The following is a 16941-nucleotide window of genomic DNA, read 5'->3' as shown; positions in this document are numbered from 1 at the left end:
AATAAAGCGCTAACTGCGTTATAATTTTTTCAAGTAGAACAACTACATGTCAAAATTTACGCCTTGTTATCACTGTATTTATCTGTCGCTATAAATGGTCAGTAACTTAACACGATTGGTATAATTCGCTATGATAATCATATTTTTAATAAAATGAGAATTCTTAACTGATTTCACCGCTAATCGCATATTTTAATACCCAATGCTTTACCGGTCCGGTTTTATTTGCCATTTTCAAAAACTGACTGCGTGCCCACTGCAATGGAGTTAGTTGATTAGAAAAACCAAAATAACAAGCGTCCATCATACTCATCATTAACAAATTTGCTTTGCGTCTAGTTTGCTCATATTGTTTAAGATATTGTGCAGCACCTATATCGTCTGCATTTTTTAATATATCAGCAAGCGCTACGACATCTTGAAAACCTAAGTTAACCCCTTGCCCAGCGAGCGGATTAATCGTATGCGCTGCATCACCAACCAACACGATACGGCCATCCGAATAGCTGTTGGCATGTTGGCGGGCTAACGGAAAAACAGCATGCTCTATGATATCAAAGTCCCCAGCTAAGGGCGGGAAATGTGCAAGCAGTTGCTGTTTTAATTCGCTTGCTGAGAGTTGCTGCCATTGCTTTAACTGCTTTGCATCGTGGTAACAAATTAAATTGGCGTATGGCGCCTGCATAGGTAAAAAAGCTACCGGACCTGTGGGCTTAAACTGCTGCCATGTTTTTACTTGTTGCGCAGCGTCTAGTTTTATTAATACTCCCATACAATGCTGACCATATTGCCAACCCGTAACACCAATACCTGCCTGTTGACGTAATAACGATTGCCCACCATCTGCAGCAACAACTAAATCAGCTGTATATTGCTGCTCACCATAATGCAATGTCACTTGCTGTTCGCTTTGCTCAATTGCGGACAATGATTGAGGTGTTTCAATCACTTCGATATTGTGCTGTGCAAACTGTTGCCAGATACTCGCTTGAATTAAATTATTTTCAATTAAGTGGCCTAAATGAGTGGTATTAATATCGTGACAATCAAACAAAAGGTTATCGCCCGTTCGTTCAAACGCTTCGAGCTGTTGATATGGGGCATGTCGATGCACTCGTAAAATAGGCATAGCGCCTAAGTCATCTAATAAGTTTTCTGAAAAACGATTGATAGCAGATACACGAATATCAACTTTTTCACTTGCCAATACAGCATCAGCATCAATTATCTGCTGCTCAATCACTGTTACTTGGCATCCTTGTTTAGCGAGTTTAACTGCTGTGGCTGCACCAACCATGCCGCCGCCAACAACAACAACCTTGTTTTTCATCATTTTTAGTCACTAATTTGGTTATTTTCAGTGCGCTTGATTGTATCGTACTTCTGTTTGCAAGTGCGAGTGAGTTTCATCTTAATCAACCATAAAACGCACTTTGTTTGACTTCAATTCACAAACATAAAAACTATACTTGGATCTAGACGGGTATCCAGCTAAAATACTCGTCCTTTAAGTAAGCGAAAGTGCCGCTTATCCTGTTTAGCGCACAACCGTGCCACTACCGAATTGAAAACGAGGCTATATTTCAATGAGTAAAAAGCTGCATATTAAAACCTGGGGTTGTCAGATGAATGAATACGACTCTCAGAAAATGGCTGATCTTCTCGATGCAACCAACGGCTACCAGTTAACTGATGAAGCTGGGGATGCAGATGTTATCCTACTCAATACCTGTTCAATTCGCGAAAAAGCGCAGGAAAAAGTATTCCATCAACTAGGCCGTTGGAAATTACTCAAAGATGACAAACCCGATCTGATCATCGGTGTTGGTGGCTGTGTTGCGTCACAAGAAGGCGATTCAATTCGCCAACGCGCACCATTTGTTGACGTTATTTTTGGCCCTCAAACATTGCACCGTTTACCTGAAATGATCAAACAAGTGCAAGGTAACAAAGGCAGCTCTGTGGTTGATATTTCATTCCCAGAGATTGAAAAGTTTGACCGTTTACCAGAGCCAAAAGCAGACGGTCCTTCTGCATTTGTATCTATTATGGAAGGGTGCTCTAAATACTGTACCTTCTGCGTAGTACCTTACACGCGCGGTGAAGAAGTCAGCCGCCCGCTTGATGATGTATTATTAGAAATTGCTCAACTTGCAGAGCAAAATGTTCGTGAAGTAAACCTACTAGGTCAAAACGTAAATGCTTATCGCGGCGAAACTCACGATGGTGAAATTTGTTACTTCTCAGATTTAATTCGTTATGTTGCAGCTATCGACGGGATTGACCGTATTCGCTACACCACGTCGCACCCGGTAGAGTTTACACCAGACATCATTGACGCTTATGCCGACGTACCTGAATTAGTCGATCACTTACATTTACCAGTACAAAGCGGTTCGGATCGTATTCTTAATTTAATGAAACGTGGTCACACTGCTATTGAGTACAAATCAACGATTCGTAAATTACGTAAAATTCGCCCTAATTTAAGTATGTCGTCAGATTTTATCATTGGTTTCCCAGGTGAAAGCGCCGCTGACTTTGAAGCGACGATGAACCTTATCAATGATATTGGTTTCGATATGAGCTTTAGCTTTATCTACAGCGCACGCCCGGGTACGCCAGCGGCTGATTTGCCTGATGATGTCAGCGAGCAAGAAAAGAAAGAGCGTTTATACCTACTACAAAACCGTATTACTCAAATGGCGCAACAGATCAGTCGTCAAATGTTTGATACTGAACAACGCATCCTAGTTGAAGGTCCATCCAAGAAAAATCCGATGGAGCTACGTGGCCGTACTGAAAACAACCGCGTAGTAAACTTTATTGGCCCACACACAGTGATCGGTCAGTTTGTTGATGTACGTATAACTGAGGCACTGCCAAACTCTTTACGCGGTGACTTAATTCGTACAGAATCCCAAATGAACTTACGCCGTGCGGTTGCTCCTGCTGATATTTTAAGTAAAGCAGCACAACCAGAGCCGCAAGCCACCCCTGATGAATTAGGTGTTGCAACTTTCGTTCCTTAGGCGAAACTTACTGTGCCAGCCTCGCTGGCACATCAAAACAGGAAGCAATTTTGAGTAATCAATTAAAAAAATTAGAGATTTATTTAGAACCCTCCGACAACAAACGTCTTTCATCTTTATGTGGCCCGTTTGACGAAAACATCAAACACATTGAACGCCGCTTAGGTGTTGAAATTACTCATCGCGATAACTATTTTAAAATCACCGGTAAAACCACCAGCGCGTTTGCAGCGATGGAAATCCTCAAAGACTTATATGTCGAAACTCAGCCAGTACGCGGTGTTATTACTGAAATTGAAGCAAATACCGTACATTTAGCCATTAGTGAGTCAAATGCATTAGAGCAAGATGAGCTAAACGAATATGGCAAAGAGGTGATGATCAAAACTCGTCGTGGCGTAATAAAACCACGTAACGACAATCAAGGTCATTATGTATCGAATATATTTCGTCACGATATCACCTTTGGTATAGGGCCTGCTGGCACAGGTAAAACCTACCTAGCTGTCGCCGCAGCAGTTGATGCTTTAGAGCGTCAAGAAATACGGCGTATTTTATTGACCCGCCCTGCTGTTGAAGCCGGTGAAAAACTGGGGTTTTTACCAGGTGATTTAAGTCAGAAAATCGACCCATACCTGCGCCCATTGTACGATGCCTTATTTGAAATGCTCGGCTTTGAAAAAGTCGAAAAGCTGATGGAACAAAATGTCATTGAAGTCGCTCCACTTGCCTTTATGCGTGGTCGCACACTTAACGATGCCTTTATTATTTTAGATGAAAGCCAAAATACCACGGTTGAACAAATGAAAATGTTCTTAACCCGAATTGGTTTTAATTCAAAAGCAGTGATCACCGGCGACATTACCCAAGTAGATTTACCCCGTGGTGCGCGCTCAGGGCTTCGTCACGCCATTGAAGTACTTAGCGATGTAGACGAAATAAGCTTTAACTTCTTCCAATCACAGGACGTGGTGCGCCACCCTGTCGTGGCACGTATTGTTGAAGCCTACGAACGTAACGATGAAGCAGAACGACTCAAACGCGCCGAAAAACAACGTGCTAAAGACTTGCTCGCAAACCAAGAGCAAGCGCAACCTTCGACTAAAGAGTGATGCCGTGAACACTGAACTTGATTTACAAATAGCCTGCGAGTTTGATAACTTGCCTAGTCTTGAGCAATTTGCGCTGTGGGCTAATAAAGTGCTTAGTCAATACCGTGACGAATCAGAGCTGAGTATTGTTATTGCTGATGAAGAGCAAAGCCAACAACTCAATAATGACTACCGTGGTAAAGATAAACCAACCAATGTGTTGTCGTTTGAATTTGAAGCGCCAGCAGGTATAGAGCTACCTTTGGTGGGTGATTTAGTTATTTGCCCAGCCATAGTGTTAGCTGAATCAATAGAGCAAGAAAAGTCATTTCATGACCATTTTGCCCATATGGTGATCCACGGATGCTTGCATTTACTTGGATTTGACCATATAAAGGATGAAGATGCGACAGAAATGGAAAGCATTGAAAAGCAATTGCTTGCCGAATTAGGCATAGCAGACCCATATCGGGACGATATTTAAATTTACGGAGCAAGTAGACGCAATGAGCGACGATAACTCGCAGACTAGCCAGGGTTCTTCTGGCAAGACCTGGTTGGGTAGAATTACCCAAATGTTGCAAGGGGAACCCCAGAATAGAGAAGAGCTGGCTGAAGTAATTGCCGATGCGCAAGTTAGGGATGTCATTGATCCTGAAACCAAAGAGATGATCGAAGGTGTGCTCGGTGTGTCAGAGTTAAAAGTGCGAGATATTATGATCCCGCGCTCACAAATGATCACGCTCGAAGTGGAAGCGCCACTAGAAGAACTCATTCCAATGATGGTCGATTCAACGCATTCACGTTTTCCAGTGGTGTGTGAAGATAAAGACCACATTGAAGGCATTTTACTAGCAAAAGATCTATTACCACTGATCCTCAATAAAGATGATCTACTGCCATCATTACGTGATTATTTACGCCCAGCCGTTGTTGTGCCTGAAAGTAAGCGTGTTGATACGCTACTTAATGATTTTCGCCAACAGCGTTACCATATGGCGTTAGTAATTGATGAATACGGCGGTGTATCTGGTTTAGTAACCATAGAAGATATTCTTGAGCTCATCGTCGGTGAAATTGAAGATGAACACGACGAAGAAGAGCAACTAGATATTCGTCAACTTGCAAAGCATGTGTTTGTTGTTCAAGCACTTACTCCTGTTGATGATTTTAACGAATATTTTAAAACTGGCTACAGCACGCAAGACGCTGATACCATCGGTGGTACTGTTTTACACGCCTTTGGGCATATGCCTGGCCGTGGTGAAATAATTGATATAGATGGCTTACAATTTAAAGTAACCAATGCCGATAATCGTCGATTATTGCAATTACAGGTTACAGTGCCAAAGGCTGATGATAACGACAGTGAAGACACTTCTGACTAACTGCCTGCATTTAGCAAAAGATAAAAAAGCATGGCTCGCACTGGTTGCGGGCCTCTTTTTAACCTTGTGTTATGCCCCTTTTGAGATTTGGCCCCTCACGTTCGCCTGTTTAGCATTAGCGATATACAGTACCCACACACATAATTCTGGGCAGCAATATGGCAAACTAGCCAGTAAACGCGCCGCCAAATATGGTTTTATATTTGGCCTCGGTTGGTTTGGCGCAGGTATCAGTTGGGTGCATGTCTCCATTGCCACCTTCGGCGGTATGCCACTGGTAGCCTCAGTGTTACTGATGGTGCTGTTATGTGCTTATTTAGCTATCTACCCGGCTTTAGCCTTTATGTTTGCCACACGCTTTGCCAGCGGCCCTAGTAGCTACGGTTTATTATTACTCTCAGGCTTTGCTGTCACCGAATACTTACGCGGTGTGGTACTCACCGGCTTCCCTTGGCTAAGCTTTGGTTATACTCAAACCGATAGCCCACTTAATCTACTCGCTCCAGTAATTGGTGAGTTTGGCTTAACCCTTGTATGTATCGCGATTGGTTTTGCGCTCTATCGCCTGCTGTTTATTAGAGACTTTAAAGCCACAGCAGCCACTGTAATTAGCATCGCTGTACTATTCGCTATTACTCACTACACGCGCAATAACAGTTACAGTGATAAAACGATTAGCGCCTTACTGGTACAAGGTAATATCAAACAGCATCTGCGCTTTGACCCGAGTGAATTTTGGACCACAATGAGTAAGTACCAAGATATGACTCGACCGCACTGGGATGCCGACTTAATCGTTTGGCCAGAAGCTGCAGTGCCTGAAATAGAAGCACTTGCAGATAGCTATTTAGCAGGCTTAGATAACGCAGCCTCATTTAACAATACCGCACTCATTACGGGTATTGTTGACTATCAGCGCGACACTAAAGCAATCTTCAACACATTAATTGTACTTGGTAATAAAGAGCAGGGTGACGAACATGGTCATTATCAATACTTAGGTAAAAACCGTTACCAAAAACACCAATTACTTCCCATTGGTGAATTTGTGCCATTTGAAGATATATTGCGCCCTATCGCCCCTTTATTTGATTTACCTATGTCATCATTTTCTCGCGGCGACCAAATTCAAAATAACTTACGTGCTAATGGCTTAAATATATTACCGGCCATTTGCTACGAAATCGCTTTTGCTGATTTAGTGCGTGGTAATTACCACAATGATTCGGATATTTTATTTACTGTAAGTAATGATGCCTGGTTTGGTGCCTCCCACGGCCCCCACCAGCACATGCAAATAGCCCGTATGCGCGCCCTTGAATTGCAACGCCCGCTTATTCGTGTGACCAACAATGGTATCAGCGGCGTATACGACCCAATCAGTCAAATTCAAGTCAGCATGCCACAATTTGAAGCCGACACCCTTAAAGTTAATATCAAGCTAATCCAAGGCGACAGCATCTATAGTCAATACGGTAACTTGCCTGTGTGGTTATTTATTTTTAGCATTACAATCGCAGCATTAATCGTAAAATTTAAATATAAAGATAATCATCGTTAAATATATTCACTAAAATTAATCACATAATTGATATATTTCATCTACATCAATTGTCGTAAATATAATAACAAGGAAGTCGTATGTTATGGATTAACACCCTATGCAAACAATCAATTACACAGCACATGGCCAGAGTCAGGCATTTTATTCTGTTCGTATTGATGGTTACTATCCCCTCCTTGGGTTTAGCCGCTCAATATGAAGTCAGTTCCAAGGATGAGTTACAAGCTCAATATCAGTTATTACTAGAGTTAAAAGCTGAAAATGCTGTTTCAGAGAATGTGTTTACTGAAAAATCTACTTTTTTACATCAACAAGCACAAACGAACTTTCATTTTGACTTAGACAGTGGAACATACACCTCCGACATACCGATTGGTAATGCCCATCAAATTAGCAAACAACCTTCACCAATATCTGACACCGAGCAGCGTATTGATAGTTTCACTACCGCGCTATATGCTATTTCAGCTTTGTTATTATTGGCCTTAATTGGCAAAATCATGTCGTATTTCCCACCATTACTCAACGAACTTTTGATTTACGGCGCGTCCATCATTTCGCTCATTTTTTTCCACTACGAATATTGGCTACTGGTTGCAGGATTCTCTTTAGGCAGCATTGTTAGCTATTCGGTGCTAAGTCGCATTAGTGACGATAAAGAAGAAGCTAAATGGGTAGGTTGGCCATTAGCTATTACATTCGCAGCGCTGGCCTTAATATTTGATAACAGCATCTTTGGGTTTTGCAGTGTATTAGCCTTGTTATCAACTTTTGGTTTTATGATATTAGTTGCTCCAGGTAGAGTAACCGTCGGCAGCCAAGATGAACGCGTTGCACAATCTGTTTATTTAACTGCGCTTAGTTTTACGTTAACTCTATTAGCTTGGTTAGTATTTTATACCGATTGGTTCGCGCCTTTACTCGAACTAAGGCAGCCTCTACAATCTTTTGAACTTGGTATGCTCACGTTACTGCCACTTGCTTATTTTTCAGGGATCTCCCAACTTAGCTTTTTCTTATTAAAAGAAAAACCTTGGCTACGCTTTAGCGCTGAGCTTATCGGTTTAATTAGTGAAATAGCAGTGGTCACAATTGCGCTGTTATATAAACTTGATACCATGTTTTGGATAGGCGCATTATTTTTGATGTGGAACTTTCTGGACAAGTTTTATCGTCTGATTTATAAACATGTTAGCTATGTTTCAGCGTGTACACTATTCGCGCTGTTTTTTGCCGGCATTAGCGCACTCATAAAATCAAATATCGATGTTATTATGCCTTATTTAGAGTTTTTAGGACTGTGAACCTCACTAAATGCCCTATTTTTCATAAATAGGGCATGCTCTGTATATTAATCCTTTCTATAAAACTTACTTAGAGTCTAACTATCTATTTAACAATCGCTTTAACTGTCTCTTCATTTATTAGCTGATTTATACTGCCTTTAATAACCACAGTTGCTGATATTTTATCTTGAATGGCTTGGCGGTTCGGATCCCAATAAACTTGTAAAAAACCTAGTAACCCAGTTGCAAACCCTGCGCCGTAGCCACCGTATCGGCCAAACGCATCCCATAAACTTAAATCTTCGCCACTAAGTGCGACAACTCGGATATTGCATACTTTTTTACCCGGTGTTTGGCCACGCCAAAGCAGCGAAAATAATGTAAAATATACAGCAGCCCAACCAAAGCCAAGACCTAAATCTTGAATGATTCCTTTGCCCCACTGTAAAATACTATTCACAGGTGCAGCTTTAACAGGTGCGTCTTCAGGTGCAGCCGTCTGCTCATCAGCTTCAACCATTACTTTCAATAATAATCGGGCAACCTGATCGTTATCAGATTCATCTATTTCAGCCAATTGTGGCACTTGAGTAACTAAATTAGCAAGCGCATTGCTTTGACAAGCCTGATCGCAATTTTGACTTGGTGCTGTTTGCATTAAATAAGTATTTATCTGTTGTTTTTCCTCTGCATTTAATGGTGTTTCGCGTTTAATTCTTATCCCTTGAATCGCAGTATCATCCTCAAAAAAATCGATTGCGATTGCAAGCACTGAGAGTGAACTTATAAATAATATACTGGCAGCAGTTATTTTTAATAATCTTCGCCAAACAGTCGACATTGTTGGTAAGTATTTTTGCGCTGTGCCTTTATAAAAAGCCATTGCAGCTACAAATGCGATTACAGCAGCACTGATCTTAGCCGCGAGAAAAATTAGCGCTACATCGATTACCATCGCGAGCGCGCGGCGAGTCGGTGAAGCAAGTGGCAGTCCCAATAATGCTTGATCTATTTTAAATGCATAGGGCGTAATAACTTCCTTAGTTTCAGCAGCTGTTAATGCTAATTGTTCTATTTGTTTCGCTTTCATTTACGCCTTTGTCCTTAAAATTAAATAGGTATCTTTATTTAGATTGTTATTGAGAGCAGCCTATAGCTCAAACCATCAAAGCTAGATTATCTATAAATGGTTTATTTTCTTCATTTATCACACGAATTATTTCTTTGTGTAAACGTTTTTTGTGCTCAGCAAAAATGGCGCGCTTTTTATCAAATGTAGCGGCAAACGCCATTGCGTCCGCTAATAGGCTATCTTGGTCTGTTGAGGCTTTTTCTATAACGTGATCAATTGCAAGTTCTGCTCCAGAGACGCGACGCCCTGTCAGTTTCATTTCGTTAAAGCGATAGTAAGGGATCGCTTTTTTCACAAAAGCAATCATGCCGGGTAAAAATGGGATCGATAAATCCACTTCAGGGAAGCAAAAAAAGCCGCGATCGCCGCGCATAAATCTAAAGTCACACGCGCACGCTAAAATTGCACCGTTACCAAAAGCATGACCATTAATGGCAGCGATCACTGGCATAGGAAAAAGCAGTAAGGTTTTAAATACATCGTCCATATCGTACATAAAACCACGTATTTCATCGGCCTTTTTTGCTTGCATAGCAGGTAACAACCAATCAGTATCAATGCCTAAACTCCAACACTTATCATCATTTGAGGTGATCACTAGCGCTTTGTGGTTTTGGTTTTCAACAACCTCTGCTAACGCTTGTTTTAGTTGATGTGCAAAATGTGGATTTTGGCGGTTTTCGCCGTTTGTTAAGGTTAAAACCGCAACTGTATTGTGGGTGGCTAACGTCATCATTGTCATCAGGAGGCCTTTCATTGTAGAGAGTCACGGTGCGCACTTTGTATTATTTTTTTACAACGTGATAAATAAGTTAAATATATAATGCCATGCTTAGCGCTTAAATAACTAGAATAACTGTTTAAAAAATAAGTATTACTATTAATCTTGTGTTCTTTGTTATGAATAATCTAAAAGGTTGTTATACAAGTAACGATCCATAACAATGGTTACAACATACTTTGGCTATTTGCTAGGGCTATCAAAGGAGAATGTATGAGTAATGTAGCTATTGTTGTCGGTGCAACTGGCTTAGTGGGCAGTCACTTAGTTGAAGAATTAATTATGGCAACTCATATCAGTAAAGTTATAACCCTAACGCGTCGCCCTATTAGTTATAACAGTGACAAAGTCGTTAATCATGTAGTGGACTTTAACCATTTAGCTCAACACGCTGCGCTTTTTAAAGCGGATATATTATTTTCATGTTTAGGCACCACCAAAAAAGCCGCTGGCTCTATTGCCGCTCAGCGTAAGGTTGATTTTTATTATCAGTTAAAAGTCGCTGAACTTGCTGCAAAACACGAAGTACACCATTACTTGCTAATATCCTCCAGTGGTGCAAATGCCAATAGTGGTAACGCATATTTACAAATGAAAGGTGAACTTGACAATACTGTCAAAGAACTGCCATTTAAACGCATTAGTATTATTCAGCCATCGTTATTACTTGGCGAGCGTAATAACGAATTTCGTATTGGTGAAAAGCTTGGCAGTGTATTGTTACCAATTTTATGTATGCTACCTGGTTTAAGAAAGTATCGCCCTATCACGGGCAAACAAGTTGCCTTAAAAATGTGTAATATCAGTAAACAATCAGGTGATGGTGTTGAATATTTTAGATTAGATGAACTATTTAACAGTTAAACTTCAGTACGTATTTTATACGTTCCTTTTCGCCATAAATGGCGACCGGCAAATTTAAATACGAACTTCAGCGCAAAAAGCTATAAAAAAGCCAGCAAATGCTGGCTCAGTTATTAATACCTATTAACCTTACTACTTACCAAACTCTGTTGGAGCTGGCGGCACAATCAAGGGTTTTTTCGGGTTCGCCTTAAGCTCTTTTAACAGCTCTTGTACGGCACGCTCAACCGACGGATCTTGCCCAGCTTGAATAAGCTCTGGACGGTCAATCACTTCGATATCTGGGCTTACGCCTTCATTTTCGATGATCCAGTTACCGTCATTATCGAGTATTCTAAAGGTAGCAGCGATCACAGAGCCACCATCCACAAGCCCTGGGTTACCAGAGATACCTATTAACCCACCCCAAGTGCGAGTGCCAATTAGTTTACCTAAACCTGCTTGGCGGAAGTAATACGGTAGTGCGTCACCGCCTGAACTTGAGTAGCCGTTGATCAGCATGGCTTTTGGTCCATCATGGGCAAACTGTGGCGTTTTAGTTGGCTCAACGCCACGACGCTTCCAGTAGTTAAGCGGTTTGCGTGCCAGCCAAGTGATCATATGCTCTGGGATAAAACCACCGCCATTGTAGCGATCATCTATGATCATTGCTTCTTTGCTAGTTTGCGGTAAAAAGTTTTTAAATAACGAACGATTACCTTCGTAATGTGTGTTTGGCAAATGTACATAACCAATACGACCGTCGGATAGTTTATCGACGTATTCAGCACGGCTATGCGTCCATTGTAAATAACGTAAGCCGGTTTCACTTGCGATTGGTTTAACTGTTACCTTCCAACTTTTTTTCAGGCTCGGGGATTTACTAAGCAATAACTCAACCGATTTACCTTGGGTGTTTTCAAGTAATTCATAAAAGTTAATCACATCTTTTACTGAGCGGCCATTTACCTCAACAATATAGTCACCAACGCTTGCGTTAACGCCCGGCTCGTTGAGTGGTGAACGGAAGTTTTCGTGCCAATTTTCACCTTTAAAGATATTTTCGATTTTTACAAAACCGGATTTATGCGCGCTAATTTCTACGCCTAATAAACCATGCTGTAAACGTGTTGCAGTTGGCATATCGCCAGAGTTGACATAAATATGCCCGGAGTTAATCTCGCCGGCAATTTCGCTTAGCACATAGTCAAGGTCGGCGCGATGTGCGATTGCATCAGCCATTGGTTGGTAGCGTTTTAAAATAGCATCCCAATCTTGGCCGTGGTGATTTTCATCGTAGAACCAATCACGTAATGTCCGCCAGCCTTCACGATACATTTGCGCCCACTCTGTTTGCGGGTCAATTTTTAGTATCATATTTTGCAAGTCTAACTGGGTGGCTTTTAAATCTTGCTCAGCGGCTGGCTTAATTACACTGTAATTATCACCTGAGCGAGCAATGATATGCTGCGCATTCGCTGATATTTTATAGCTATTAACCCCCTTCGCTACGGTGGCAATTTCGCCATCGACGGCAATAGGTATTAATTTTAGCTCACCCGCAGAGAGTGTTAATACGCCATCTTTTACAGCAGTTAAAGCACTGTAATTTCCGGCCAGAGCATTTAGAGCGACAACGCGGTCCATAAAACCATCACTTTCAATATAAGTGCTTAGCGGTTTAGCTGACTTGTCATCGTCTTTATTCGCTTTCGAGTCAACAATACTTATTTCATCAGTCAGTGGCGTATTCAGCGGTTTGATTTTGTTATTGACAGCAACAGCATAAATTCGCGTGGCATTATTAAACATGTAGTCAAATTCATAACTACTAAAAGTTAAGTTAAAGTCGCGCTCTGAAGTAAAATACAATTGCTGACCATCATGAGAAAACGCCGGATTTCGTTCACTGCTCATATCGTCGGTCAGACGTGTAACTTGTTTGTCTTTTAAATTATAATGCCATAATGAGGCATAACGATTTTCGTTATTTTTAACAAATACAACATCTTCACTATTAGGTGACCAAATATACGTAGTTAAGCCGTCTTCTTCATACTTGGCGGTATCAATTTTATGCTGCTTGCCGGTTTTTATATCAAGCCACCATAAGGTGTGATTTAGATCTGCAAACAATAGCTTTTTATTGTCCGGAGACCAAACAGGGTCAAAACGCCAAATAGTGCCATTAGTTGTCAGTTGTTTAACCTTGTTGTTATTAGCTCGGTCTTGGATATAAATTTCGTACTCACCACTTTCATCACTCATATACGCAATATAACGGCCATTTGGTGACCACGACGCGGCAATTTCACGCCCTTTAGGCGTATGGCTTAAATTGCGTGTTGGGCCATTTTTAACGGGTACTGAAAACAGTTCTCCACGGGCACTAAAAACCACGCGCTTACCATCATGGGATACATCCATCGAATCAATAAAGCCAGCCACATTTTTGCTATAAGGCATGGTATATTCACGATTTCCCTGTACGTTAATAGTCAGCTTTTCTTCACGCTGCGTTGCATCGTCAAAACGGTATAAATAACCACCATTCTCATACACTATGGCATCTGGGCCTGCCGATGGCCAAAGCACATCAAAATCCGTGTGATTGGTCACTTTTACTGGTGCTTTACCGTCTTGATGCTTATATAAGTTTAAAGTGTATGCTCTGTCTGAGACATAATAAATATTATCATGCACCCAAGTAGGCTGCTGATCTGTGGCTTTATCGGTAGTTAACTGCGTAGACTTGTTGTGCTCTAAATCATAGATCCATACATCTTGTGCGCGGCCCCCTCGCGTGCGCTTCCAGGTACGAAACTCGCGATCAATTGGTGTATATACGTATTGCTTACCATCAGGCGATAACATGCCGCCACCCGTTTCAGGTATGGCCAATGGCTGCTCTAAGCCACCATCGGCAGGCACCATGTAAGGACGTCCCACACGCTTACCATAAGGTGTACGGTTTGCTCGAAACACTATATGTTTACCATCAGGCGTCCAATCAAGGACACGATAATCATAGCCACCACGAGGCGGCATCACACCAACATCGTTATAGTAAGTCAGCTGTTTTAGATCACTGCCATCGCGATTCATTACATATATTTGGCGGCTACCATTGTACTGTGCTGAAAAAGCGATCCTTTTCCCATCTGGAGAAAACTTAGGGAATGTTTCAAAACCAATGTGATCTGTTAAGCGCGTGCTGTTACCCGTTTTGATATTTGCTATATAAATATCACCGGCATAAACAAAAGTAACCGACTCTTTATGAATATCAGGGAAACGCAATAATCGCGTATCTTGAGTATCATAAGCCGCGGCCATGGGTGAGAATGTAGGCGCAACCGCAATCGCTATTGCGGTTAAAAAAGTACGTAATTTCAACTTAACCATCCTTATGTTGTTATTTTATATCATCATAACAACATAAAAATGGATTGCAGCTTTGTTCGGCAAATAACTGTAACAGAGTGTAAATAACCTGAACAATATTTATAATCAGTGTCTTAGTAATTCTCTTAATCAGAGGTCAGGTTAAATAATACTCATGAGTAATAGTTATAGTCCTCCGACTTTAGGTAGCTGCCTTTTATCAATCACTTTAAAAGTAGTTAAATCAACAAGCATTGAAAACACTTCAGCATTGTCTATAAACAACATAAACAAATTGCCTTGCTCATTAACAGCATGCTCAAGAATGCGGTCGTAGCCTGTGAGAACCTCGCTATAACCACTGCCATCAATTTTACTTAACGCAAAAGTGCTTTTATCTTCGTTGCTTAAAAGGCCGTCGTTATTTGTGTCGTTTTTAATAACATGATAGGCAATACCCGCCGCTTTTGACTGCGAATCAAATTCAGATAAATACAATGGAGAAATATCAGTGATCAACTGATCTGTCGTATCAAAAAGCCAATTTGCATAGTTTGTTTTACCATTGATAAACATCACATTTTTTGACCGTGTTGGCCTATTTTTATAATAAGAGGAACCACTAAAATTTTCTACAACTTGCCCTAACCCACGTTCGGTATCGGCTTCAACCGTTAACTTTTCAGACTCAAGCTCTATATAATAAAAGTCCGTTTCTCCTACTCTTCGCGGGTAGCCCAAACGCCACTTTTCTTCTTCGTTTTTGTCATCTGCTAAATTTAATGCCGGTGGCTCAACGTCGTTATCATTAAATACTGTTGTAACAAGTTGGACTGAAATTAACGCAGTAGCAATTAAAACCCCGACTAATAAAATAATTCCATTTAAGTTCCATACCCATTTAAAAAATTTATCTGAATTCATGCTTTCCCTATTTTTAAAAAAGTGATCAATTTATCTGAACATACGTATTATTGAGCTTATCCATAACACAAAGCTTTGCGATAAAAAATGAAAACAAACCCTACAACTAGTTTGCCCTTACTATCAGGTTCCGGCGATTTAATTCTGCACTGGCAAATAGTTAATGACTCAGTAATGGGCGGTTTATCGACCAGCCAAGCTTATGAGAAGGACAATAGCTTAATTTTTACAGGCAACGTTTCTTTTGAAAATAATGGAGGCTTTGCTTCAATACGCACAACAATAAACACTAATAAAGAAAACGCCAATCTCATATCTTTACGGTTCAAAGGAGATGGTAAAACGTATCAACTTCGCTTAAGAACGAGTCAGTACCTAGATGGGCCAGCATTTACTGCTTCGTTTGCAACATTAAAAGATCAATGGCAAGTCGTTACATTCTCACCAACTGACTTTAGTCTTACTTACCGTGGTAAAACCTTAGAGCAGCAACCAGAGTTAACGTTCAAAGATGTACAACAATTGGGCCTTATGATCGCCAAAAAGCAGCAAGGTAATTTTAAACTTGAATTAGCGCATATTAACTTTGAGCTTAAATAGCGTAAATTAAGCTGCTATATTGGAAATATTAAAATTATTTTTTAAAATCATATTCTTCGTTACCTCGCTTTTTAAGTTCTGTGATAACCATTTCTATCATCTGTTTCTTTATTTCTGCGTGGTTGGACTTTAGCTCATTAAGTTGCTGAACTAATATATCAATTTGCTCTTGCTGTTGAGAATCTCGGTATTTTTTCGCACCAGTATGCTCAGGATCTATTTTTAAATTTTGCGCTTCGGTATTTTTTTCCAGCTGTATAAAGTTGCTATTGTGGCTTTCAAGCTTGAGATTTCGCTGAATTGGATCTTGTTTTAATTTATTAATTTGTTCTTGTAGCACGATGATCTTTTGAGCGAAATCTTCATACACTTTTTGTAAATTGTTATACTGTTCAGCAAAATTCACATCATCTTCGCTATACTCTTGCGCTTTAGCATCTAAAAACTCAGACAAAATATATTCAGGCTGTTCTGTTTGCGCTGCTTGTTCTTCAAGTCGTTTTTCGTATTTACTTTGAAACCCATGAGCTTCAGGAATAGTAATAACAGGTAAGATCTTCATATTTCATCCTTAAAATTATCCTGGTAATAATATCGGCACAAAATAATAAGACTTTAGCTTTCTTCTCCAAAAATATTACCCTTTGTTATTACCCAAATACTAGGAAGCTACTAATGGTTAAACTCTAAAAGCAAATATTTTAGCATCAAAGACTGCAACATAACTTTGAGCCACTATAGCTATAAATACTGATGACGAACGTTTGAAGCAAGTACACGTTGCAGGCATGTTCAAAACTGGCGACGTTAAAGGTCTACTCGAAGTGCTTAATAATAACTTTAATATTAGTTATGAAAGAGTCAGCCCCGATAAAATCATGTTAAAATATGCGTCGCCTCACACTACTATATAATT

The 16941-nt window shown here is 40.5% G+C and carries 14 protein-coding genes; 8 read left to right on the top strand and 6 right to left on the bottom strand.

The features are described 5' to 3' along the window. Window positions 1-163: 163 nt before the first annotated feature. The gene (locus H5187_RS11985) at window positions 164-1333 is read right to left on the bottom strand and encodes an FAD-dependent oxidoreductase (RefSeq protein ID WP_149980716.1); all 1170 of its coding nucleotides are present in this window, start codon (window positions 1331-1333) and stop codon (window positions 164-166) included. A 253-nt stretch (window positions 1334-1586) separates the two neighbouring features. Between H5187_RS11985 and miaB the strand changes: the two genes are divergently transcribed. The 6 genes from miaB (at window position 1587) to H5187_RS11955 (ending at window position 8379) form a co-directional block, all read left to right on the top strand. Then, a complete protein-coding gene (gene miaB, locus H5187_RS11980) occupies window positions 1587-3032 on the top strand; it encodes a tRNA (N6-isopentenyl adenosine(37)-C2)-methylthiotransferase MiaB (RefSeq protein ID WP_145240625.1) in 1446 nt (481 codons plus the stop codon). A gap of 50 nt (window positions 3033-3082) precedes the next feature. Continuing rightward, a complete protein-coding gene (locus tag H5187_RS11975) occupies window positions 3083-4144 on the top strand; it encodes a PhoH family protein (protein WP_145240623.1) in 1062 nt (353 codons plus the stop codon). 4 nt (window positions 4145-4148) lie between these two features. Then, window positions 4149-4607, top strand: a complete 459-nt coding sequence (gene ybeY / locus H5187_RS11970) for an rRNA maturation RNase YbeY (RefSeq protein WP_145240621.1) — start codon at window positions 4149-4151, stop codon at window positions 4605-4607. A 22-nt stretch (window positions 4608-4629) separates the two neighbouring features. After that, a complete protein-coding gene (corC, locus tag H5187_RS11965) occupies window positions 4630-5511 on the top strand; it encodes a CNNM family magnesium/cobalt transport protein CorC (RefSeq protein ID WP_182797900.1) in 882 nt (293 codons plus the stop codon). Next, window positions 5492-7072, top strand: coding sequence for an apolipoprotein N-acyltransferase (gene lnt / locus H5187_RS11960; RefSeq protein WP_182797899.1), 1581 nt, complete (start codon window positions 5492-5494; stop codon window positions 7070-7072). Before corC ends, lnt begins: the two co-directional genes overlap by 20 nt. Before the next feature lie 80 nt (window positions 7073-7152). Beyond that, window positions 7153-8379, top strand: coding sequence for a hypothetical protein (locus tag H5187_RS11955; protein ID WP_182718111.1), 1227 nt, complete (start codon window positions 7153-7155; stop codon window positions 8377-8379). A gap of 85 nt (window positions 8380-8464) precedes the next feature. Here H5187_RS11955 and H5187_RS11950 read toward each other — a convergent pair whose 3' ends face one another. After that, window positions 8465-9451 carry an RDD family protein gene (locus tag H5187_RS11950; RefSeq protein WP_182797898.1) on the bottom strand — a complete coding sequence of 329 codons (987 nt, stop codon included), beginning with the start codon at window positions 9449-9451 and terminating at the stop codon, window positions 8465-8467. Between the two features lie 67 nt (window positions 9452-9518). Further along, window positions 9519-10235: an enoyl-CoA hydratase/isomerase family protein gene (locus H5187_RS11945; protein WP_246175492.1), complete on the bottom strand. Its 717-nt coding sequence runs from the start codon at window positions 10233-10235 to the stop codon at window positions 9519-9521. A gap of 252 nt (window positions 10236-10487) precedes the next feature. On the opposite strand from H5187_RS11945, the gene H5187_RS11940 reads away from it, so the two are divergent. Beyond that, window positions 10488-11138 (top strand): NAD-dependent epimerase/dehydratase family protein, encoded by a 651-nt coding sequence (locus tag H5187_RS11940; protein ID WP_182797897.1) that lies wholly within the window; start codon window positions 10488-10490, stop codon window positions 11136-11138. A 132-nt stretch (window positions 11139-11270) separates the two neighbouring features. Here the strand turns inward: H5187_RS11940 and H5187_RS11935 are convergent, their stop codons facing one another. Together H5187_RS11935 and H5187_RS11930 are read right to left on the bottom strand one after the other, a co-directional pair. Beyond that, window positions 11271-14522, bottom strand: coding sequence for a S41 family peptidase (locus H5187_RS11935; protein ID WP_182797896.1), 3252 nt, complete (start codon window positions 14520-14522; stop codon window positions 11271-11273). Window positions 14523-14687: 165 nt separating this feature from the next. Further along, window positions 14688-15425, bottom strand: coding sequence for a hypothetical protein (locus tag H5187_RS11930; protein ID WP_182718118.1), 738 nt, complete (start codon window positions 15423-15425; stop codon window positions 14688-14690). A gap of 87 nt (window positions 15426-15512) precedes the next feature. Here H5187_RS11930 and H5187_RS11925 point away from each other — a divergent pair, with 87 nt between their 5' ends. Continuing rightward, a complete protein-coding gene (locus H5187_RS11925; RefSeq protein ID WP_182718119.1) occupies window positions 15513-16025 on the top strand; it encodes a CIA30 family protein in 513 nt (170 codons plus the stop codon). Window positions 16026-16059: 34 nt separating this feature from the next. Here H5187_RS11925 and H5187_RS11920 read toward each other — a convergent pair whose 3' ends face one another. Continuing rightward, window positions 16060-16587, bottom strand: coding sequence for a hypothetical protein (locus H5187_RS11920; RefSeq protein WP_145240584.1), 528 nt, complete (start codon window positions 16585-16587; stop codon window positions 16060-16062). Window positions 16588-16941: the final 354 nt, after the last annotated feature.

Origin of the sequence: Pseudoalteromonas sp. SG44-1 (assembly GCF_014164315.1) — a bacterium.
GTDB lineage: Bacteria > Pseudomonadota > Gammaproteobacteria > Enterobacterales > Alteromonadaceae > Pseudoalteromonas > Pseudoalteromonas rhizosphaerae.
This window is presented reverse-complemented; position numbering and strand designations above follow the sequence as displayed.

Coding starts and splice junctions, on each gene's coding strand:
- miaB (WP_145240625.1), top strand. CDS start 1,587: ATGAGTAAAAAGCTGCATATTAAAACCTGGGGTTGTCAGATGAATGAA.
- H5187_RS11955 (WP_182718111.1), top strand. CDS start 7,153: ATGTTATGGATTAACACCCTATGCAAACAATCAATTACACAGCACATG.
- H5187_RS11925 (WP_182718119.1), top strand. CDS start 15,513: ATGAAAACAAACCCTACAACTAGTTTGCCCTTACTATCAGGTTCCGGC.
- H5187_RS11945 (WP_246175492.1), bottom strand. CDS start 10,235: ATGACAATGATGACGTTAGCCACCCACAATACAGTTGCGGTTTTAACC.
- H5187_RS11985 (WP_149980716.1), bottom strand. CDS start 1,333: ATGATGAAAAACAAGGTTGTTGTTGTTGGCGGCGGCATGGTTGGTGCA.
- H5187_RS11935 (WP_182797896.1), bottom strand. CDS start 14,522: ATGGTTAAGTTGAAATTACGTACTTTTTTAACCGCAATAGCGATTGCG.
- corC (WP_182797900.1), top strand. CDS start 4,630: ATGAGCGACGATAACTCGCAGACTAGCCAGGGTTCTTCTGGCAAGACC.
- H5187_RS11940 (WP_182797897.1), top strand. CDS start 10,488: ATGAGTAATGTAGCTATTGTTGTCGGTGCAACTGGCTTAGTGGGCAGT.
- H5187_RS11950 (WP_182797898.1), bottom strand. CDS start 9,451: ATGAAAGCGAAACAAATAGAACAATTAGCATTAACAGCTGCTGAAACT.
- H5187_RS11920 (WP_145240584.1), bottom strand. CDS start 16,587: ATGAAGATCTTACCTGTTATTACTATTCCTGAAGCTCATGGGTTTCAA.
- H5187_RS11930 (WP_182718118.1), bottom strand. CDS start 15,425: ATGAATTCAGATAAATTTTTTAAATGGGTATGGAACTTAAATGGAATT.